We start from the raw sequence: 20,096 nt of genomic DNA on the forward strand, positions 1-20,096 counted from the left end.
TTTAGTCAGGTATTTATAATAACAGAATTAGTTTATTTTTAAATCATTAAAACGATTAAGTTATTGTATTAAAACACTTTAATAATATATTTTTATTTTAACTGTTCAACCTATTTGCTTTTTGTGTATATTTGTTAATAATATAGTACAAGTTTAAAGAATAGGCTTATCTCCATGAGCTTAAAATTCAAAGATTTAAATCGTCGTGTGGTCAGAGAAATAACCGCAATACTAATAATTAAAGTGATTATTTTAATGATCATTAAGAACATCTGGTTCGACGCCCCTACCATCCCTAAAAACTTTGACAATCAAGTTGCCGAGCATATTGCTGGCAGTCCTTCCCAAATCAAGGAGACACGTTGATGATTTCTGAAAGCGTGGTCGATCTTTCGCGGTTCCAATTTGCAATGACCGCGATGTATCACTTTATTTTTGTTCCGCTGACTTTAGGTCTGGCTTTTATTCTTGCCATTATGGAAACCACCTATGTGATTTCTGGCAAAGAAATTTATAAAGACATGACTAAATTCTGGGGAAAACTCTTCGGTATTAACTTCGCTTTAGGTGTTACTACTGGTTTGACCATGGAGTTTCAGTTCGGTACTAACTGGGCGTATTACTCGCACTATGTCGGTGATATTTTCGGTGCACCATTAGCCATTGAAGGTCTGATGGCATTCTTCCTTGAATCAACATTTATTGGTTTATTCTTCTTCGGCTGGGATCGCCTATCCAAAGTTCAGCATTTGGCTGTCACTTGGTTAGTTGCGCTTGGCTCGAACATGTCTGCACTATGGATTTTAGTGGCCAATGGTTGGATGCAAAACCCTGTTGGTTCTGCTTTTAACTATGAAACCATGCGTATGGAAATGGTGGACTTCGGTGCGCTGATTTTCAACCCCGTGGCTCAGGTTAAATTCGTGCATACCGTATCTGCAGGTTATGTGACTGGTGCTATTTTCGTACTGGCAATTTCAAGTTACTACTTATTGAAAAAGCGTGACTTGCCATTTGCGCGTCGCTCATTCGCCATCGCTGCTATCTTTGGTTTAGCGTCTACACTTTCGGTGATCTTACTGGGTGATGAATCTGGTTATGAAATTGGTGACGTACAAAAAACTAAACTAGCTGCGATTGAAGCTGAATGGGACACTCACCCAGCTCCAGCGCCATTTACTTTGTTCGGTATTCCAAATAAAGAAACCATGTCTACTGACTACGCGATCAAAATTCCTTATGTCATGGGGATTATCGCAACACGTTCAACTGATAAAGAAGTGACAGGTATTAAAGACCTGATCGTACAACACGAAGCGCGTATTCGTAACGGTATGGTGGCTTACTCACAGTTAGAACAACTTCGTGCAGGCGATACGTCTCCTGAACTTAAAGCAGCATTTGCTGAGTCTCAAAAAGACTTGGGTTATGGTCTGCTTCTGAAAAAATACACAGACAAAGTGGTCGATGCTTCTGATGATCAAATCAAAGCTGCTGCAAAAGACACTATTCCACATGTTCCAAGCTTGTTCTGGGCATTCCGTGCAATGGTTGCTTCTGGTTTCTTAATGCTCCTTCTGTTCGTACTTGCTACCTTTGCTGTCGGTAAACGTAATGCAGAAAACAAACCTTGGTTATTAAAATTTGCTTTGTTTGCTCTACCATTACCTTGGATTGCTGCACAAACAGGTTGGTATGTTGCCGAAGTTGGTCGTCAACCATGGACTATCGGTGAAGTTCTACCTACACATCTTTCAGCTTCTAGCTTAAGTACAGGTGATGTATGGGGTTCTATCCTTGCATTGGCAGCGTTCTACACTGTACTGCTGATCATTGAAATGTACTTAATGATTAAATTCTCACGCCTTGGCCCAAGTTCTCTACATACTGGTAAATACCACTTCGAGAAACTTGAAGCTGCAAAAAAGGCAAATGAGGAGGCTCAAGCATGATCGAATATGAATTACTCAAAATCATTTGGTGGGTTTTAGTCGGTGTCCTACTGATCGGCTTCGCCCTCACCGATGGCTTCGATATGGGCTCAATGGCGATCATGCCATTCGTAGGTAAAAAAGACGAAGAACGTCGTGCGGCAATCAATACGATTGCCCCACACTGGGACGGTAACCAAGTATGGTTTATTACTGCCGGTGGTGCACTGTTTGCAGCATGGCCAATGGTATATGCAACTGCATTCTCAGGCATGTATTGGGCGCTGTTACTGGTACTCTTCGCTCTCTTCTTACGTCCTGTCGGTTTTGACTACCGTTCTAAACTTGAAAATACCAAGTGGCGTAATTCTTGGGACTGGGGTTTAGCAATTGGTGGTGCCGTTCCTGCCCTCGTATTTGGTGTTGCGTTTGGTAATATGTTCCTTGGTGTTCCATTCACTATGGACGAAACTGTTCGCTCGACTTATACAGGGAGCTTCTTTGCACTGCTTAACCCATTCGCTTTAGTTTGCGGTATCGTGAGTTTGTCTATGCTTTGCGCACACGGTGGTGCATGGCTCATGCTTCGTACAGACGGCGATCTACGCGCACGCTCTGCAAAAGCAACTCAGCTTATGGGTATCGTATTCTTAGTTTGCTTCTTACTGGCAGGCGCATGGTTATACTTCGGTAATATCCAAGGCTACACATTAGCTCAACCGTTTGACACTAATGGCGTTGCAAACCCATTAGCTAAAGAAGTGATCACCAATGCCAACCCAGGTTGGATGAACAATTACAGTACTTATCCAATTACTATGATTGCGCCAATCATGGCTATTTTAGGTGCACTGATCATCATCCTTGCCGCAGGTAAAGGTAAAGCAGGTTTCAGCTTCCTTGGTTCAAGCTTGGCAGTCATTGGTGCAATCTTAACTGCTGGTTTTGCATTGTTCCCTTTCCTTATGCCATCGAGCATCAACCCAACTGTAAGTTTGACTATGTGGGATGCGGTATCAAGTAAAAATACCCTAACTGTGATGACAGTTGCAGCATGTATTTTTGTCCCACTTATCCTGTGCTACACAACTTGGTGTTACTACAAAATGTGGGGCGTGGTTACTAACAAACATATTGAAGAGAATTCACACAGCCTATACTAAGACTGTGTCTAAGGAGAAAAGACGATGTGGTATTTTGCTTGGATTCTCGGTATTTTGATGGCATGTTTTGCAGGTGTACTTAGTGCGCTTTACATCGAACATCATCAAGATCTAGATGAGGAATAACAAATGACTGATGCTGCTGTAGAAAAATCACTTGTAGAAAAGAAGCCAAATAAATTTGCAATGGTCATTTCCTGCCTGTTAGCTTTTCCTTTGGCAGCCGTGTTACTTGTACATCCTGCTGCCATGCTGGATGACAATGGTGGATATAGCCATCGAGCGCTGATGTTCATCATGATAGGTATTTCAGGTGGTTTTGTGCATGGTGTGGGTTTTACGCCACACCATTGGTTCTGGAAATGGCTTTTTAGCCCCTTTCTCGCTTGGCCACTTATGCTGTGGGGCTACTACACATGGTTCCTACATTAATTAATATCTAAATAAAGCCCTCAATTGAGGGCTTTATTTTTGATTGAAACTACAAAACAGTTTCAAATCCCACAGATAAATAAAAAAATTCGATCCTAGTTGCACACTTCAGAGTTTGTATGAGCACTAATATGTAAATGAAAGGTATTTAGACTATCGAAACTAGACATTAGGATTTAATATCTAGATCAATAGATATATTAGATATAGGATCTAGTCTTATGAAAATAAAAGGTTTTCTTTTAAACCAAAAACCAATTTTTTTTGATCGAAATGCAAATATATTCAAGAACTTTTCTACGCTAAAGATAGAAAAACTCTGGAGTATGTGTAATAGAAATTTTAGTGATGTTGCAAACAAAAACTACGCTAAAGTAATTCAATCTGTCTTTTCTAAATATAAAGTGCAAGAACAGACTTACTCATTTGAATCCTCTGGAGGAATATTAGAATTTGATATTTCATGCTCTATGTATGATTGTTTGGCATATAAAGAAACCAATGGATTCTTCGATGAGTGTGATTGTCCGCCGCCAGAATTTTGGATTGCTTATATTGACGATAAGTTATTTGCTTATATTCCAAAAGAATACTTAGATATAGCAAATTGTGGTGTTGAAATATCTATGAGCGGAAGCTTGCATTGGGTCCAAACATTAGTAGATTAAATTTTATTTCTTTTATGATGCCTTAACTTTAACTATAGATTAAAGCACCACATCACCGGATGAAGCTTTTTAATTTATTAGAACCTTTCATGCCTATTTCAATAGTCAATTTTTCGCAGTTTTATCTCGTCTATTTTAAATCTCAAGCAAAAAAAACCGGATATAAATCCGGCTTAATGTTGTCTATTACACTTAACGATGCGTATGAATCGACATCACAATCCCCATACCTGCAAGCATGGATATGACTGCTGTCCCCCCATAACTCATCAAGGGCAATGGATCGCCTGTTACAGGCAAGATACCACTAACCATACCCGAGTTCAAAAATACAAAGAAGAAGAAAGTTAAGCCCATCGCCCCTGCATAAAGTCGTCCAAAATTATGGAAAGAATTTAGTCCAATAATCAGACAGCGAACAATAATTGCTGTAAACAAACTAAATAAAAGAAATACACCAATAAAGCCAAATTCTTCTGCATAGGTCGACATAATAAAGTCAGTATGATGCTCTGGCAGATAGCCCAAGTGCGACTGCGTCCCTTCGGTATACCCCTTACCCATTAAACCGCCTGAACCAATGGCAATTTTAGACTGAATAATATTCCAACCTGCACCAAGTGCGTCAGACTCAGGGTCAAATAAGGTCAGTACACGTTTTTTCTGATATTCCTGCAAAAAAAACATCCAGAGTACAGGTGCTGCAATTGCAAAGGCTGTTAAAGCACCTGCAATTAAACGCCAAGACATACCACTTAAAAATAAAACAAAAATACCTGGAATAATCAAACCAATATTCAAGTCGGGCTGTAAAGCAACCAATGCAAATGGAATCAATAATAAAATTAATGCCCCGACAATTTGTAAAAATTTCGGTGGAAATGGTTTTCGCGCAAAATACCACGCCATCATCAGTGGCATGGCAAATTTCATAAACTCACTCGGCTGCATACTGCCGATACCCGGCAAGCTAATCCAGCGTTTCGCCCCCATCCTTTTTTCACCAATAACCAGAACCAACAACAGTAAAAATATACCGATGGCATATAAGTACGGACTCATAGATTGGTAAACTTTGGGTGGAATTTGCGCGCAGATCAGCATCACAATAAAGCCTACACCAAAACTTGTGGCTTGACGTAGTACCATTCCCGAATCTTCCGCGGTCGCACTATAGACAACCATCAGCCCCAATATTGCATTGAGTACCAAGAAGCAAAGTAACCACGGGTCTAAATGAAGTTTAGCCCATCGAGAAGAATCGTGTTTTATACTGCGGCCATCGCGTAATGACTGACGTAAAAAACGATACTGTTGAGAAGGGATCATTGCGAAACAGATCTAAAAAGGATGCGGGAATTATAGATTAAAGCGACAGTAAAAATCACTGTCCCTTAAATATTCCTTGAAATAATCATCTATTAACTTGAGACGCTAAAATTAAACGTGCCAATTCCAAGTCATCTGGATAGGTAATTTTAATATTGTCCGAACGACCCTGCACGACATTGACATGCTCACCGACAAATTCTAAAGCACTAGCCTCATCTGTGATGGTCGCACCAGCGGCAAGCGCTTGTTCAATGGCATTTTTAAGCACACCCAATTTGGCAATTTGTGGTGTCTGCGCTTGCCATAAAGTTGAACGATCTACCGTAGTTGATATTTGTGGTGCCGTTTCAACTCGTTTTAATGTATCGCGTACGGGAATGGCGAGAATCGCACTTAGCTCTGAATCGACTGCCGATTGAACTAAATTTTCTAAACTCAACTGTGAGACACATGGTCGTGCTGCATCATGAACAAACACCCAATCATCATCATTGGCAATCCTAGATAGATATTGCAATGCATTGAGTACAGAATGCACACGCTCTGCACCGCCTAAACAAAAATGTGCCTTATCTTGATTTGCTAGTGCCAAAGTCTGAGCAATATTATCTTGCTCGCCTATAGCCAATACATAGCCTGTTAAAGGTAATTGGTTAAGACGCGCAACTGTGTGTTCAAGCACAGTTAGACCCGCAATGTTTTGATATTGTTTTAGTTCAGTTTTAGAAAATCGACTTCCTGAACCAGCAGCAGGAATAATAGCCCACAATTTAAGGTTCGGGTGGAAGTTCGGCTGGTTCTGACTCATTGGTACGTAGGTCTACTTTTGCGTTTGGATCAATATAAATTGGTTTGTACTGAGTACTGATCGTACTCATCTGCACGAAAGTTTCATGCGGTTTAATTAAACCTAAATCAAGACGAGCATGCTCTTCAATAGCTTCAACGCCATTTTTTAAATCGTATACTTCAGCGGCAAGCACGCGATTTCGTTCTTTTAATTCGTCATTGAGTTCGACTTGTTGTTGTATTTTCTGACTCAGTTGTTGATGTTGATGATAACCACCTTCACCGAACCAGTATAAATATTGAAACCCTGCGATCAAAAAGATCGCAAGGCCCAACAATGCTTTACTCGCTTTGGAGTCAAATACATTTAACATAGATAGCATGATCTGCTTAGTTCAAACCTTTGAACTCAGCTTTACCGCGATATGCTGCATTAGTCAATTCTTCAATACGAAGTAATTGGTTATATTTCGCTACACGGTCAGAACGGCAAAGTGAACCAGTTTTGATTTGACCCGCTGCTGTACCCACTGCAAGATCCGCAATAGTTGAATCTTCAGTTTCACCAGAACGGTGTGAAATTACTGTAGTGTAACCATTTGCTTTCGCAAGGTAGATTGCATCTAGAGTTTCAGTCAACGTACCGATTTGGTTGTACTTGATCAGAATTGAGTTACCCACTTTTTCGTTGATACCACGTTGAAGAATCTTAGGATTCGTCACGAATAGGTCATCACCAACCAATTGGATTTTGTCGCCAAGGATTGAAGTGAGGTAAGACCAACCTTCCCAATCAGACTCGTCCAAACCATCTTCAATTGAAATGATTGGGTATTGTTTTGCAAAACCTGCAAGGTAGTCAGCAAATTGGTTGCTTGTGAATGCTTTATTGCCTTCACCTGCAAGGATGTATTGACCATCTTTGTAGAATTCTGAAGATGCACAGTCAAGCGCAAGCATAATGTCAGAACCTGCTTTGTAGCCAGTTTTTTCAATTGCTTCAAGAATTACTGTAATTGCTTCTTCGTTAGAACGAAGGTTCGGTGCAAAACCACCTTCATCACCAACGGCAGTATTTAGACCTTGTTTCTTTAAAACTGATTTTAAAGAATGGAAAATTTCAGCACCAGCGCGTAAAGCTTCAGAGAATGAAGTGAAGCCAACTGGCTCAATCATAAATTCTTGAATGTCTACGTTGTTGTCTGCATGTGAACCACCATTTAGGATGTTCATCATTGGAACAGGCATAGTCAAAATGCTGTTATTACGAAGGTCTGCGATGTATTGGAAAAGTGGGATTTTCTTTTCATCAGCAGCAGCGCGTGCAGCAGCTAAAGAAACCGCTAAAGTTGCGTTCGCACCTAATTTTTCTTTGTTTTCAGTACCGTCAAGCGCGATCATTGTGTTATCAATGTCTTTTTGTTCGAATACTGATTTACCCAACAATGCATCACGAATTACTGTGTTAACGTTGTTAACCGCAGTTTTAACGCCTTTACCTAAGTAACGAGCTTTGTCGCCGTCACGAAGTTCTAAAGCTTCACGAGAACCAGTTGAAGCACCAGATGGTGCACATGCACGGCCTACAACGCCAGAGGCTAAGATTACGTCTGCTTCGATGGTAGGGTTACCACGAGAGTCCAAAATTTCACGTGCACGAATGTCAACGATTTGGCTCATGAACAATTCCTCAGTTGATTAATAAAAATGATGCGTCAAAAGTGACGCATCAATGTGTATCGAATTAGTGTGTGTCTAACTTTGCGAAACCTTTAACCAAGGTATCGAGTTCTTTTAACTGTGCCAAGAAAGGTTCCAACTGTGACATGCGTAGCGCACATGGACCGTCACATTTGGCATTTTCTGGATCTGGATGAGCTTCTAAGAACAACCCTGCTAAACCAGTCGCCATACCTGCACGTGCCAATGTCGTAATTTGCGCACGACGACCACCTGCAGAATCCGCACGTCCACCCGGCGTTTGAAGCGCATGTGTAACATCAAAGAACACAGGGACATTCATTTCTTTCATGATGTCAAAGCCCAACATATCGACAACTAAGTTGTTGTAACCAAATGCTGAACCACGTTCACAAAGAATCAGTTTGTCATTTCCTGCTTCCAAACACTTATGTAAAATATGACGCATTTCGTGTGGCGCAAGGAACTGTGCTTTTTTGATGTTGATGATGGCATCAGTTTTCGCCATCGCTTCAACAAGGTCAGTCTGACGGCTTAAAAATGCAGGAAGTTGGATAATATCCGCAACTTCAGCAACAGGCGCAGCTTGGTATGGTTCATGTACGTCAGTAATAATCGGCACATTAAAGTGTTTTTTAATGTCAGCTAACCACTCGATTCCTTTTTCCAGGCCTGGGCCACGGAAAGAGTTCAAGCTTGAACGATTGGCTTTATCAAAACTTGCTTTAAACACATAGGGAATATCCAAGCGTTTGCAGATATCCACATACGTTTCAGCAATTTCAAAAGCAAGGTCTTTTGACTCAAGTACGTTCATGCCGCCGAATAGTACAAATGGCAAATGATTTGCCATTTGTATATCGCCTAAACGTACAATTTCCTGTGGTTTTAATTGTGACATTTAAACTTCCTAGTTTAGTCCTACAATGCCATTACTTGGTTTTTTGATACTGTTTTTTAGCAGCATCAATAAAGCCAGCAAATAATGGGTGACCATCACGTGGTGAGCTGGTAAATTCTGGGTGGAATTGTACCGCAACAAACCAAGGATGTGCAGGAATTTCAACAGTTTCAACGAGACGTTGTACCGGAGAATAACCTGAAATCTTCATGCCTTTTTCTTCAAGCACTGGGATATAACGGTTGTTCATTTCATAACGGTGACGATGACGTTCAACGATCTCTTCAGAACCGTACACTTGTGCAGTTTTTGTTCCCGCAACCAATTCAGATTTTTGAGCACCCAGACGCATTGTGCCGCCTAAGTCAGAATCTGCATTACGTTGTTGAACTTCGCCGCGCTCATCTAACCATTCAGTGATTAGACCAATCAATGGTGATTTTGTAGAACGGTTAAATTCAGTTGAAGTTGCATCGCTAATACCCGCAACGTTGCGCGCATATTCGATCACAGCCAACTGCATACCTAAACAGATGCCGAGGAACGGTACACCGTTTTCACGTGCAAAACGAATCGCTTTCATTTTGCCTTCTGTACCACGTTCACCGAAACCACCCGGAACTAAGATTGCATCTGCGTCTTTTAATACGTCGTTTACATCTTGGCTTTCAAGCTCTTCTGCATTGACGTAGTCGATTTGAACTTTCACACGGTTTTGAATACCCGCATGTAAAAGCGCTTCGTTAACAGATTTGTATGCATCTGGAAGTTCAACGTATTTACCAACCATCGCTACACGAACTGTGTATTCAGGGTTCAGTAATGCATCTACAACGTTATCCCAGTCTGTAAGGTCAGCTTCTGGAAGATCGTTATAACCAAAACGTTCACAGATTAAATCATCAACGTTTTGCTCATAGAAAGTACGTGGAATTTGGTAAATTGAACGCGCATCTTTACATACCACAACTGCACGTGCTTCAACGTTCGTAAATAACGCGATTTTACGTGTAGTGTCAGCATCAACATCATGCTCTGTACGGCAGATCAGGATGTCTGGTTGAATACCAATCGACAAAAGCTCTTTTACAGAGTGTTGAGTTGGTTTGGTTTTTAATTCAGCAGCTGACTTAATGTATGGAAGTAAAGTTAAGTGCATTAACATTGTGCGCTTATGACCTAGTTCGACCATAAGTTGACGTACAGATTCCATGAATGGGAGAGATTCAATGTCACCTACTGTACCGCCAATCTCTACGATCGCAACGTCATAGCCTTCACCTGCGCGAAGAACACGTTCTTTAATATTGTCAGTAATATGTGGAATAACTTGAACTGTACCACCGAGGTAGTCACCACGACGTTCTTTATTCAAGACATCTTGGTACACTCGTCCTGAAGTAAAGTTGTTCAGTTTGGTCATTTTCGCACGACGCAAGAAACGTTCGTAATAACCCAAGTCTAAGTCAGTTTCAGCACCATCCTCTGTGACAAAAACTTCACCGTGTTGGAATGGACTCATAGTCCCTGGATCGACATTAATGTATGGATCCATTTTTACCATGGTTACTTTTAAACCACGGGCTTCTAAAAGCGCAGCCACTGATGCAGCTGAAATACCTTTACCTAGTGATGATACAACACCACCAGTAACGAAAATAAAATGGGTCATTAAGTTTCTCGTACAATGGAGCCTAAATTGGCCTACAATGTTGTGCGATTTTACTTTACTCTGTACCAAGAAAGCAAAGTCATTCCGCATCAATTCATAGAACAATTAACAATTGGCTATTGTAACAGCAATTATCATAAAAATTTAGAGTAAGTTCTTATCATTTCTATATTCTTATTTGCTGTTATAATGCAGTTATCCAATCCACACTTTTTTGTTTTGTGTAATTATGAATAAGAAACTTTTAATCTGCGGTGCAATCGCAACAGGTCTACTTCTTACAGCATGTGTAAAAAAAGAAGCACCAAAAGAAGAAGAACAGGAACAGGTTGAAGTTGCAGCATCTGAACCAACAGCATCTGTACCTACACAATTAGAACCAGTTGAAGAACAACCAGTTGTTGAAGAACCGACTCAACAGCATGTTGAAGTGATTCGTGAAGAGACACCGAATACAACAACTGAAATTCGTCGTGAACCTACTCCTCCTGCAGAAGCTCCTGCTCCAAAAGCAGAAGCACCTAAAGCAGCAGAAAAACCTGCGCAAGCTGCTCAACCTAAACAAAACTCAGGTTCTGCACAGTCTGAAGATGACGCCGTAGCTGCTGCCATTGCTGCTGCAACACCAGCTTTAGAGAACTAAGATCGAAGTTTTATCAAACAAATGATCAAAAAAACCCGGCAAAAGTCGGGTTTTTTATTGTTTCTATGTAAATAAAAATCTGTACCCGACGATGCACTGTTTTTCTCACAACTATTCTTGTAATTTTTCAGCTAAATATTCAATAAATAAACGAACACGTTTCGGTAAATGCTCTTGTTGATAATAGACAGCATGAATAAGCTGTTCATGTGGCTGAATTTGATCGTCTAAAAGTTGTACCAATCGTCCTTCTGCAATATCTTTTTCTAACATAAAAATCGAAAGACAAGCGATGCCCATCCCATGAATCGCAAGCTCGCGTATCGTTTCACCATTTGACGCCTTGATGTTCGGGCGGATCGTCAGGGGCTTCCCTGCGACTTGGATCGGCCAAGTATTCATATGGGTAATTTGACTAAATCCAAGTAAAGCATGTGCGGTTAGCTCTTCAGCATTTTGCGGACGTCCATGCTGCTGAAGGTATTCAGGACTCGCCACCAAACACAGTCGACTCTTGTAGATAAGTTTTGCATGCAAACTGGAGTCGCTTAATTTTCCAAAGCGAATTGCGACATCTGCTTTATGCTCTAATAAGTCAATCACTTGATCATGATTCACCAATTCAATCTGTATATGCGGATAACGTGCATTAAATTCTGGTATCAAGGGAACGATCATATGCAGAATAAACGAAATCGCAGAATCGACCCGCACCAACCCCGAAGTATCTGCATCTAATTTCAGCAGAGAATCTTCCGCTTCACTCAAATCATTCAATATCCGCCGTGTTTTAGCTAAAAATAATTGCCCCTCTTGCGTCAGCTTAATTTTGCGGGTTGTTCGTTCCAACAGGGTTACATTTAATTTAGATTCCAGACGCTGTAATGCACGGCTGACACCAGATGCTGTTTGATCCAGTCTTTCTGCTGCTTTGATAATAGAGCCGCTATCTACAATAACAGTAAAAGCCTGCAGCTCCTCAATGGTCGATTTCATTGCATATTCTAATTCGTGATTTTTAATCAATAATATATTCCAAACTCATGCATTTTTCTTCATTAAAATTAGCAGCACAATAGCATCAACTCAAAAAAAGAGAATTCCTGATGATTGTTCCTCAATTTGGTGTCGGCACCTTCCGTTTGACAGGTGACACTGTCATTCATTCTGTTAAAACTGCCTTAGAAGTTGGATATCGTGCTGTAGACACCGCACAAATCTACGGTAATGAAGCAGAAGTAGGCCAAGCAATCGATGAAAGTCAGGTCAATCGAGCTGATATTTTCTTAACCACGAAAATTTGGACTGAAAATTATGCTGCCGACAAACTGATACCCAGTCTAAAAGACAGCTTAATTAAATTAAGGACGGATGCAGTTAACCTCACACTTATTCATTGGCCTGCACCTGCACTTGGAGTCAATATTCCAGAATTAATGGGACATTTACTTGAGGCAAAAAAACAAGGTTTGACTGAATATATTGGTGTATCTAATTTTAATATTGAGCTTACTCAACAAGCTATTGACAGTATAGGTGCTGAGCAGATTGCAACCAATCAAATTGAACTGAGTCCTTATCTTCAAAATGAACGACTTGCGACTTACTTAAAACAGCAAAATATTGATGTCACCTCTTATATGACCTTGGCTTATGGCAAAGTGCTAAATGACCCAATACTTTCTGATATTGCAGCACAACACCAAGCTTCAGTTGCACAAGTGACACTCGCTTGGGCGCTGCAAAAGGGTTATGCCGTAATTCCATCGTCAACCCAACGTGAACATTTAACCAGTAACTTAAAAGCTCAAGACATTCATTTAACATCAGAACAGATGCAGGCCATTGCCACACTAGACAGAAATGCACGTGAAGTGAACCCACCTGAACTTGCTCCAGTGTGGGATATTTAATATGAAATTCAATCTTCCATTAATTGCATTAGCCGTAGGTGCTTTTGCAATTGGCACAACAGAATTTTCACCGATGGGTTTTTTGCCTGAAATCGCAGCAGATTTATCGGTTTCCATTCCTCAAGCGGGCTTACTGATTAGTGCCTATGCCGTTGGCGTCATGATTGGTGCCCCATTAATGACCTTATGGTTAGCACGTTTTCCTAAACGTACTGCCCTTATTTTACTAATGGCAATCTTTACCATCGGTAATATTTTGGCAACGATTGCACCCAATTATCTCGGTTTAATGGCGGCACGTTTGGTGACTAGCTTAAATCATGGGGCATTTTTTGGCTTAGGTTCTGTCGTTGCAGCGAGTGTTGTGCCGAAAGATAAACAAGCCAGTGCCGTTGCTATGATGTTTATGGGCTTGACCATTGCCAATATTGGCGGCGTGCCACTCGCAACGTGGGTGGGGCAAAATATCGGTTGGCGTATGTCTTTTGCCGCTATTACCTTACTGGGCATCATCACCATGTTGGCATTATGGAAAGCACTACCTCACCAGCAACAGACCGAAAAACCTGATGTACGAGCAGAGTTAAAAGTATTAACACGCATGCCTGTTGTTTTAGCACTGCTCACCACGGTAATGAGTGCTGGAGCTATGTTCGCGCTCTATACCTATATTGCACCGAGCTTAAAAGTCTTTACCCATGCAAGCCCTGAGCTTATCACTTTCATGTTGGTCTTAATCGGGATCGGATTTTCAATCGGTAACCATTACGGTGGTAAGTTTGCAGATCAATCCTTAGATAAAACCTTGATTGGCTTTTTAGTCTTACTGATGCTGATGATGCTGTTATTTCCAATTTTAGCAACAACCACCATTGGCGCGGCGATTGCATTAATCATCTGGGGAGCAGCAGCCTTTGCCGTTGTGCCACCTTTACAAATGCGTGTTATGACAGTCGCTCACGATGCACCAGGCCTTGCTTCTTCAGTGAACATCGGTGCATTTAATCTTGGAAATGCTTTGGGTGCAGTCGCAGGTGCCGCGGTGCTCAATCTCAACCTAAGCTATGCTGCAGTATCTTATACAGGAGCGACATTGAGTGCTATAGCGTTGATTTTAGTATTGATACAGATGAAGCTTAAACCTCAAACAACTGCATGTTGCGCACAAGCCGAGTAACACACACTTAAAATAGCCTATCCAAAGTAGGCTATTTTTTAGTTCGCATATAACTTTAAAAAATCTGCCATCAATTTGGTTGCCCATGAATGGGTATCAACAAGACCTTCATAATAACCACAGTGACTGCCTTTTTTGGTGGTCACCACCACCACATTCGGCAAAGAACGAATTAATTCTTTATAGGGCTCAAAGTTTTGAATGTGGCAAATAGGATCGTCTTCGGCATTTAAAATCATCAAAGGAATTTTAAGATTTTCAAATACATAAATTGGGTTGGTGGATTTGGCATAACTTTCATAATCAGTAAAACCCGCCATTTGAAAATATGTACGTTCAAACTGCGCCAGATCTTTACTTTTTAGGACTTCTATTAAAGATGGTGTTGTTGACCATGTTGCAGAATAAGGTTCTACAAATTTCTGAAAGAGCTTCTTGGTCATCATTTTACTGTAAAAAGGATGGACATTTTTAAAGCCAAGCTCTGTGTCATAGCCCGGACATAAAGCAAAAGCCGCTTTAAATGGTGTTTCCTCCCCTTGTTCGCCTAAATAGCGGACCAATAGCCCCGTTCCGGCAGATGAACCAACGCCAAATAAATTCGATTCAGGAAATTTCTGCTGAATAAAGACAATCTGTTCACGTAGGTCATCGGTTGAACCAAATAAATTTATTTTGGCAACAGGCATAGGTAAATTGGCATGACCGCGTCTTAAACAGAGTGCAATGCGCCAACCTGTATATAGATGAAGATCCCTCACCACTTCTCGCATACTTTCAGGCGTTCCCGTAATCGTATGCATGAGCACCACAGTTGGCACAGCCGCAGGTAAATCTAAACCTAACCATGCAATGGCTGTGATTCCACCATCAGCCATGGTTAGCTGCTCTATGGCATCATATTTAAGCTTCACTTGACGCTTTTTAATGACATCAAAATATAGTAAATGTGCGTGGGTATTCGACAGCCAAGGCGTAGGGCGATATTTTTCATGTAGTTGCTTTAACTTCGGCAGCACATGTTTCATTTGCCCTTCAGGATGATAATAAAGCTGTGGTAATTCTGCACCGATTGCATGATCTACAAAATTTAAAAGAGCCTGACGCCCTTTATGCATCACATTATTCATTGACCTTACCTTCACCTCGCTTCGCACTACAGCAAATCATTTCAATCTTTTCACTTTGACCAACAAGGCCCATTAAACAAACGTATCTACAAAACCATATCTCACTAGCAATATTTGTTTACTTAAACCTCATAAGCAAAAAGCATGACAATATCCATCATGCTTTTTATCATTCTGTGATGAGCATTTAAAAATCAGCAGATTCAAGGCTGATATTGCATAATGCGCTCACCCATTTTCGCCGCCAATGCTTCCAAGCCACTTTTCGGACGGAGCATGACTTCAAAATCAATCATCTGTCCTTGTTCATTAAACTGAATCATGTCGATCCCTTTTAATTTTTTCTCGCCAACATTGGCAGAAAACTCAAGCACCACATTTAAACCATCTTCTGAGTAAAACTCACGGTGATAGGTAAAATTTTCAAAAATTTGAATCACATTGGTCAAAATAAAAGTTACTACAGGCTTACCTGGATATGGGTTAAACGCGACAGGTGAACGAAACACCACATCCTCTGCCAAGAGTTCATTTAAAATATTCATATCCCGTGTGTCGAGCATTTCGTGCCAACGTGCAACAGATTTTTTTGTTATTTCAATAGTCATGTTTATGTCCTTTTTTGTTGATGAATCATTTCCCTCTCCCCAATCCTCTCCCAAAGGGAGAGGAAGTACGACAACTGCACATCAAATTGAATATAGTCATCATAGTTTAGTATGAGGCTGATTAAATCACCGCTGCCAAGTCAGCACCTTGACGAATTGCACGTTTAGCATCTAGCTCTCCTGCTTCTTTCGCACCACCAATTAAATGTACAGATTTACCCGCAGTTTTTAATTGCTCATACATTGCTGTAAAAGGCTCTTGACCTGCACAAATCACCACATGATCAACATCTAAAATACGTGGTTGACCATCAACGGTAATATGCAAACCTTGATCATCAATTTTGTCGTAGCTTGCACCCGCAATCATTTTCACGTCGCGGTGTTTCAAACCTGTACGGTGAATCCAACCCGTGGTTTTACCTAAGCCTGCACCAACCGATTTAACCTTACGCTGCAATAAATACACTTCACGCGGCGATTCTTCGACGTCTGGATGTTTTAAGCCACCAACTTGTGCATAGGTTGTATCAATACCCCATTCATCATAAAATTTCTCTGGATTGAGGCTACCGCTTTCACCTTCATGCGTTAAATACTCAGCCGTATCAAAACCAATACCGCCTGCACCAATGATCGCTACACGTTTGCCCACAGGTTGACGTTCACGTAAAACCTGTAAATAACTCAATACTTTTGGATGATCAATACCATCTATATCTAACTGACGTGGTGTTACACCCGTCGCCACCACGATGTCATCAAAATCAGACTGAGCTAATTCTTCATAGGTTGCCGTATGGTTCAGTACCAATTTAATCTGAGGCAATAGTTCTATTTTGCGTTTGAAATAGCGCAGCGTTTCATAAAACTCTTCTTTACCAGGAATCGTTTTCGCAATATTAAACTGCCCACCAATTTGGCTTGAAGCTTCAAAAACCGTTACGTTGTGACCACGTTCTGCTGCATAAGTTGCAAAGCTTAAACCCGCAGGTCCCGCACCAATCACAGCGATATTTTTCACCTGTGCAGATTCTTTAAAAATCAGTTCAGTTTCATAGCAGGCTTGAGGGTTAACCAAACATGTTGCAATTTTCATCGAGAAAATATGATCTAGGCAGGCTTGGTTACAACCAATACAGGTATTAATTTCATCACTACGACCTTGTTCTGCTTTTTCCACAAAACGTGGGTCAGCCAGCATTGGACGTGCCATAGACACCATATCTGCATCACCAGAAGCAAGTACATGCTCAGCCATTTCAGGAGTGTTAATACGGTTTGAGGTGATTAAAGGAACATTCACAATGCCTTTTAATTTCTTGGTCACCCATGTAAATGCAGCACGTGGCACTTTGGTTGCAATGGTCGGAATACGTGCTTCGTGCCAGCCAATACCGGTATTGATAATGGTTGCACCGGCTTTTTCAATAGCTTTTGCAAGTTGCACAACTTCTTCGAAAGTCGAACCGCCTTCAACCAAATCCAACATAGAAAGACGAAAAATAATAATAAAATTTTCACCGACTAATTCACGCGTACGACGCACGATCTCAATTGGAAAACGAATCCGGTTTTCATAACTGCCACCCCATTCATCATCACGGTGGTTGGTACGTGCAGCAATAAACTCATTAATTAAATAACCTTCTGACCCCATGACTTCTACACCGTCATAACCCGCTGTTTGTGCTAACTGAGCACATCGAGCAAAGTCATTGATCGTGCGTTCGACGTCTGCTGTGCTTAAAGCTTGCGGTTTTACTGGGTTAATTGGTGCTTGAATAGATGAAGGTGCAACATTATTGGCTTGATACGAGTAGCGACCTGTATGCAAAATCTGCATCGCAATTTTACCGCCAGCATCATGTACCGCTTGCGTAATCACTTTATGTTTTTCTGCTTCTTCTAAAGAGTCTAATTTTGAACCACCAGCAAATGTCACACCATCATCATTGGGAGAAATACCACCAGTTACAATCAGACCTACACCACCTTTCGCACGCTCAGCGTAAAAAGCTGCCATGCGTTCATAGCCACCCGGTGCTTCTTCAAGGCCGATATGCATAGAACCCATCAATACACGGTTCTTTAGCGTTGTAAAACCTAAATCTAGTGGTGCCAATAAATTTGGATAATTTGACATTTTTTCTCCTTAGCGTGCTGAAAAGCTGGCTATTTTTATCTTCGCTTGTATACGAGCTTTCTATTTCCATCTACGCATACAAGATTTTTGCAACTTGTTGCACTAATTTATATGCGAGATTTGATTTTTATGCAACATGTTGCATAATAAAAAGTACAAAACTATTTTGACTGAGCCATATATGTCTTTAGCCCATGTTTTACTCACGAGCTTACTTGAAAAACCGAGTACAGGAATTGACCTTGCACGCCGTTTTGACCGCTCTATGGGCTTTTTTTGGAATGCGACACATCAGCAAATCTACCGTGAACTCAGTGGTATGCAGCAAAAAGGCTGGATCAGCACCATTGAAGATGACCACAGTACAACCCGTAAAAAAACCTACCAAGTTGAACAGCTTGGACGTGTTGAATTAGCCAATTGGATGGTTGAGCAAAGCCCTCCGGCTCAGTTACGTGAAGAGTTAATGGTTCGTTTACGTGCTGAAGCTCAACTGGGCACAAACGGCGTATTACCCGAATTAGAACGTCACCTAGAAATTCACAAAGAAAAACTAAAAGTGTACCAGTCTATTTTTGCAAAAGACTTTGCACATGCGCATGATGAAGACCGTACTTTGTACATTCATAAAATGATTTTACAGCTTGGGATTGATTTGGAAATCGGTTGGATCAAATGGCTTGAAACCATCATTCCACAGTTGCATAAGTTTAATCGCTAAAACAAAAAATAAATAGGAAGCCGCATGCCACACTATACAATGCCCGATCAGCAACAACTGTATGTTCGTGAATATGGTCAAGGAGAACCCATCCTGGTTTTATCTGGACTGGGCATGCAAAGTTGGCAATGGCACCCTTTTCTATATCAACACCGAAAGCATTTTAAATTTATCATTCCAGACTGGCGTGGATTTGGCGGCTCTAAACATTGTCAAATTCCAAATACGGACACCATTTCAAGCCATTGGCGAGATATTGACAGCTTAGTTTCCCAGCTTGGTTACGATAAAATCACGGTGATTGCCTACTCCATGGGGGCAACGACCACCATGCACGGTTTAAAATACGGTCAGTTTGCTGAAAAAATTAAACGCTATTTACACATCGATCAAACCCCTAAAATACGAGTAGATGCAGATTGGCAATATGGTTTATATGGCAAACGCCACACTGAGTTTTTAAGTATTTTAGAAGACATCTCGAAGGTACTTGCAACCAACCTCTCCGTGCCATTTGCACAGCAGATGAATAAACATGACCGTCAAGGTCTGGTCGACGCTTGGTTAAGGTTCATAGATTTACAAAATAGCAATCCTTATGCTTTATCCGCTTTCCGTTTTGCATACCAACAACCAACTTTACAGAAGATGATGTTACCCTCACAAAGTGTGACCTATTTATATTGGTATATTCAAAACTATTTGAACCATACTGAAGATTATCGTGAAGCCATTGCAGCACTCACCGCACCAACAACTTTTTTCACAGGGGCAAAATCGATCCTCTATCCTGCTCAAGGTCAAAAAATTATTGCTGACAGCCTAGCCAATGCAGAGCAGATTATTTTTAAAAAATCGGGACACACGCCATTGCTCAGTGAACCGGTCAAATTCAGCCGTGAAATCACCAAGTTCTTAAAACAAGCGCTCTAATAAGACTGAATAAAAAAATAGGCTCAATACTTTCAAGAATGAGCCTATGTTTTATGCAGAAAGGTGTTACTTAAACGTTTGCTTCAAAATTGAATTTCAAATTTAACGTTATTAGATTTCTTTCATAAGTCATTTTTCACTCAGCTCCAAGTTATAAATTCCAGCAATTAGATTGAATCTTAATGCTAGTCTTTTGCCTCGATTGCGATATCGCTCAGCAAGAATTTTGAAGGTTT

Annotated in this window: 21 protein-coding genes and 1 pseudogene; 11 read left to right on the forward strand and 11 right to left on the reverse strand. The window is 40.8% G+C overall.

Features of this window, described 5'->3' with window-relative positions; genetic code table 11:
• Nucleotides 1–174: 174 nt before the first annotated feature.
• The 6 genes from cydP (at nt 175) to FTV04_RS14080 (ending at nt 4,194) form a co-directional block, all read left to right on the forward strand.
• Nucleotides 175–366, forward strand: a complete 192-nt coding sequence (gene cydP, locus FTV04_RS14055) for a cytochrome oxidase putative small subunit CydP (RefSeq protein ID WP_078188513.1) — start codon at nt 175–177, stop codon at nt 364–366.
• Nucleotides 366–1,952 (forward strand): cytochrome ubiquinol oxidase subunit I, encoded by a 1,587-nt coding sequence (locus FTV04_RS14060; RefSeq protein WP_168378621.1) that lies wholly within the window; start codon nt 366–368, stop codon nt 1,950–1,952. Before cydP ends, FTV04_RS14060 begins: the two co-directional genes overlap by 1 nt.
• Nucleotides 1,949–3,094: a cytochrome d ubiquinol oxidase subunit II gene (gene cydB / locus FTV04_RS14065; protein ID WP_168378622.1), complete on the forward strand. Its 1,146-nt coding sequence runs from the start codon at nt 1,949–1,951 to the stop codon at nt 3,092–3,094. Before FTV04_RS14060 ends, cydB begins: the two co-directional genes overlap by 4 nt.
• A 24-nt stretch (nt 3,095–3,118) precedes the next feature.
• Nucleotides 3,119–3,220 (forward strand): cytochrome bd-I oxidase subunit CydX, encoded by a 102-nt coding sequence (cydX, locus tag FTV04_RS14070; RefSeq protein ID WP_002120988.1) that lies wholly within the window; start codon nt 3,119–3,121, stop codon nt 3,218–3,220.
• 3 nt (nt 3,221–3,223) lie between these two features.
• On the forward strand, nt 3,224–3,526 hold the full coding sequence (locus tag FTV04_RS14075) for a cyd operon YbgE family protein (protein ID WP_078188516.1): 303 nt from the start codon (nt 3,224–3,226) through the stop codon (nt 3,524–3,526).
• Between the two features lie 221 nt (nt 3,527–3,747).
• Complete coding sequence (locus tag FTV04_RS14080) at nt 3,748–4,194, forward strand: hypothetical protein (protein ID WP_180090056.1); 447 nt, start codon at nt 3,748–3,750, stop codon at nt 4,192–4,194.
• Nucleotides 4,195–4,386: 192 nt separating this feature from the next.
• Here FTV04_RS14080 and rodA read toward each other — a convergent pair whose 3' ends face one another.
• The 6 genes from rodA to FTV04_RS14110 form a co-directional block, all read right to left on the reverse strand.
• A complete protein-coding gene (gene rodA, locus FTV04_RS14085; RefSeq protein ID WP_180007840.1) occupies nt 4,387–5,523 on the reverse strand; it encodes a rod shape-determining protein RodA in 1,137 nt (378 codons plus the stop codon).
• An 85-nt stretch (nt 5,524–5,608) separates the two neighbouring features.
• On the reverse strand, nt 5,609–6,334 hold the full coding sequence (gene ispD / locus FTV04_RS14090) for a 2-C-methyl-D-erythritol 4-phosphate cytidylyltransferase (protein ID WP_180090058.1): 726 nt from the start codon (nt 6,332–6,334) through the stop codon (nt 5,609–5,611).
• On the reverse strand, nt 6,297–6,689 hold the full coding sequence (locus FTV04_RS14095; RefSeq protein ID WP_078188520.1) for a septum formation initiator family protein: 393 nt from the start codon (nt 6,687–6,689) through the stop codon (nt 6,297–6,299). The genes ispD and FTV04_RS14095 overlap by 38 nt, the downstream gene beginning before the upstream one ends.
• Before the next feature lie 16 nt (nt 6,690–6,705).
• Nucleotides 6,706–7,995 (reverse strand): phosphopyruvate hydratase, encoded by a 1,290-nt coding sequence (gene eno / locus FTV04_RS14100; protein ID WP_078188521.1) that lies wholly within the window; start codon nt 7,993–7,995, stop codon nt 6,706–6,708.
• A gap of 64 nt (nt 7,996–8,059) precedes the next feature.
• Complete coding sequence (gene kdsA / locus FTV04_RS14105; RefSeq protein ID WP_078188522.1) at nt 8,060–8,917, reverse strand: 3-deoxy-8-phosphooctulonate synthase; 858 nt, start codon at nt 8,915–8,917, stop codon at nt 8,060–8,062.
• Between the two features lie 31 nt (nt 8,918–8,948).
• A complete protein-coding gene (locus FTV04_RS14110) occupies nt 8,949–10,589 on the reverse strand; it encodes a CTP synthase (protein ID WP_180022127.1) in 1,641 nt (546 codons plus the stop codon).
• A 229-nt stretch (nt 10,590–10,818) separates the two neighbouring features.
• Here FTV04_RS14110 and FTV04_RS14115 point away from each other — a divergent pair, with 229 nt between their 5' ends.
• Nucleotides 10,819–11,232 (forward strand): internalin, encoded by a 414-nt coding sequence (locus FTV04_RS14115; RefSeq protein ID WP_180090060.1) that lies wholly within the window; start codon nt 10,819–10,821, stop codon nt 11,230–11,232.
• A 111-nt stretch (nt 11,233–11,343) separates the two neighbouring features.
• On the opposite strand, the gene FTV04_RS14120 is transcribed toward FTV04_RS14115, so the two are convergent.
• Nucleotides 11,344–12,228, reverse strand: a complete 885-nt coding sequence (locus tag FTV04_RS14120; RefSeq protein WP_180090073.1) for a LysR family transcriptional regulator — start codon at nt 12,226–12,228, stop codon at nt 11,344–11,346.
• A gap of 110 nt (nt 12,229–12,338) precedes the next feature.
• On the opposite strand from FTV04_RS14120, the gene dkgB reads away from it, so the two are divergent.
• The gene (dkgB, locus tag FTV04_RS14125; RefSeq protein ID WP_218945807.1) at nt 12,339–13,145 is read left to right on the forward strand and encodes a 2,5-didehydrogluconate reductase DkgB; all 807 of its coding nucleotides are present in this window, start codon (nt 12,339–12,341) and stop codon (nt 13,143–13,145) included.
• 1 nt (nt 13,146) lies between these two features.
• Nucleotides 13,147–14,322: an MFS transporter gene (locus FTV04_RS14130; protein ID WP_180090062.1), complete on the forward strand. Its 1,176-nt coding sequence runs from the start codon at nt 13,147–13,149 to the stop codon at nt 14,320–14,322.
• Between the two features lie 38 nt (nt 14,323–14,360).
• On the opposite strand, the gene FTV04_RS14135 is transcribed toward FTV04_RS14130, so the two are convergent.
• The 3 genes from FTV04_RS14135 to FTV04_RS14145 form a co-directional block, all read right to left on the reverse strand.
• Nucleotides 14,361–15,452, reverse strand: a complete 1,092-nt coding sequence (locus FTV04_RS14135; RefSeq protein WP_180090064.1) for a YheT family hydrolase — start codon at nt 15,450–15,452, stop codon at nt 14,361–14,363.
• Between the two features lie 203 nt (nt 15,453–15,655).
• Entirely contained in the window at nt 15,656–16,060 is a 405-nt protein-coding gene (locus FTV04_RS14140) for a nuclear transport factor 2 family protein (RefSeq protein WP_078189187.1), read from the reverse strand.
• 121 nt (nt 16,061–16,181) lie between these two features.
• Nucleotides 16,182–18,206, reverse strand: a complete 2,025-nt coding sequence (locus FTV04_RS14145; protein WP_180090066.1) for an NADPH-dependent 2,4-dienoyl-CoA reductase — start codon at nt 18,204–18,206, stop codon at nt 16,182–16,184.
• A gap of 181 nt (nt 18,207–18,387) precedes the next feature.
• Here FTV04_RS14145 and FTV04_RS14150 point away from each other — a divergent pair, with 181 nt between their 5' ends.
• Nucleotides 18,388–18,927: a PadR family transcriptional regulator gene (locus tag FTV04_RS14150; protein ID WP_180005106.1), complete on the forward strand. Its 540-nt coding sequence runs from the start codon at nt 18,388–18,390 to the stop codon at nt 18,925–18,927.
• Between the two features lie 24 nt (nt 18,928–18,951).
• Nucleotides 18,952–19,860, forward strand: coding sequence for an alpha/beta fold hydrolase (locus FTV04_RS14155; protein WP_180090067.1), 909 nt, complete (start codon nt 18,952–18,954; stop codon nt 19,858–19,860).
• A gap of 129 nt (nt 19,861–19,989) precedes the next feature.
• Here FTV04_RS14155 and FTV04_RS14160 read toward each other — a convergent pair.
• Nucleotides 19,990–20,096, reverse strand: a pseudogene (locus FTV04_RS14160) (IS5/IS1182 family transposase); the annotation flags it as partial.

The sequence above is a fragment of the Acinetobacter sp. YH12219 genome, from assembly GCF_013417875.1.
GTDB lineage: Bacteria > Pseudomonadota > Gammaproteobacteria > Pseudomonadales > Moraxellaceae > Acinetobacter > Acinetobacter amyesii.

Excerpts from the sequence above, each read along its gene's own strand:
- FTV04_RS14120 (WP_180090073.1), bottom strand. The coding sequence starts at position 12,228 with ATGAAATCGACCATTGAGGAGCTGCAGGCTTTTACTGTTATTGTAGAT.
- FTV04_RS14155 (WP_180090067.1), top strand. The coding sequence starts at position 18,952 with ATGCCACACTATACAATGCCCGATCAGCAACAACTGTATGTTCGTGAA.
- FTV04_RS14115 (WP_180090060.1), top strand. The coding sequence starts at position 10,819 with ATGAATAAGAAACTTTTAATCTGCGGTGCAATCGCAACAGGTCTACTT.
- kdsA (WP_078188522.1), bottom strand. The coding sequence starts at position 8,917 with ATGTCACAATTAAAACCACAGGAAATTGTACGTTTAGGCGATATACAA.
- FTV04_RS14130 (WP_180090062.1), top strand. The coding sequence starts at position 13,147 with ATGAAATTCAATCTTCCATTAATTGCATTAGCCGTAGGTGCTTTTGCA.
- FTV04_RS14060 (WP_168378621.1), top strand. The coding sequence starts at position 366 with ATGATTTCTGAAAGCGTGGTCGATCTTTCGCGGTTCCAATTTGCAATG.
- FTV04_RS14080 (WP_180090056.1), top strand. The coding sequence starts at position 3,748 with ATGAAAATAAAAGGTTTTCTTTTAAACCAAAAACCAATTTTTTTTGAT.
- FTV04_RS14145 (WP_180090066.1), bottom strand. The coding sequence starts at position 18,206 with ATGTCAAATTATCCAAATTTATTGGCACCACTAGATTTAGGTTTTACA.
- cydX (WP_002120988.1), top strand. The coding sequence starts at position 3,119 with ATGTGGTATTTTGCTTGGATTCTCGGTATTTTGATGGCATGTTTTGCA.
- FTV04_RS14095 (WP_078188520.1), bottom strand. The coding sequence starts at position 6,689 with ATGTTAAATGTATTTGACTCCAAAGCGAGTAAAGCATTGTTGGGCCTT.
- eno (WP_078188521.1), bottom strand. The coding sequence starts at position 7,995 with ATGAGCCAAATCGTTGACATTCGTGCACGTGAAATTTTGGACTCTCGT.
- rodA (WP_180007840.1), bottom strand. The coding sequence starts at position 5,523 with ATGATCCCTTCTCAACAGTATCGTTTTTTACGTCAGTCATTACGCGAT.
- cydP (WP_078188513.1), top strand. The coding sequence starts at position 175 with ATGAGCTTAAAATTCAAAGATTTAAATCGTCGTGTGGTCAGAGAAATA.
- FTV04_RS14075 (WP_078188516.1), top strand. The coding sequence starts at position 3,224 with ATGACTGATGCTGCTGTAGAAAAATCACTTGTAGAAAAGAAGCCAAAT.
- FTV04_RS14140 (WP_078189187.1), bottom strand. The coding sequence starts at position 16,060 with ATGACTATTGAAATAACAAAAAAATCTGTTGCACGTTGGCACGAAATG.
- FTV04_RS14135 (WP_180090064.1), bottom strand. The coding sequence starts at position 15,452 with ATGAATAATGTGATGCATAAAGGGCGTCAGGCTCTTTTAAATTTTGTA.
- FTV04_RS14150 (WP_180005106.1), top strand. The coding sequence starts at position 18,388 with ATGTCTTTAGCCCATGTTTTACTCACGAGCTTACTTGAAAAACCGAGT.
- ispD (WP_180090058.1), bottom strand. The coding sequence starts at position 6,334 with ATGAGTCAGAACCAGCCGAACTTCCACCCGAACCTTAAATTGTGGGCT.
- cydB (WP_168378622.1), top strand. The coding sequence starts at position 1,949 with ATGATCGAATATGAATTACTCAAAATCATTTGGTGGGTTTTAGTCGGT.
- FTV04_RS14110 (WP_180022127.1), bottom strand. The coding sequence starts at position 10,589 with ATGACCCATTTTATTTTCGTTACTGGTGGTGTTGTATCATCACTAGGT.
- dkgB (WP_218945807.1), top strand. The coding sequence starts at position 12,339 with ATGATTGTTCCTCAATTTGGTGTCGGCACCTTCCGTTTGACAGGTGAC.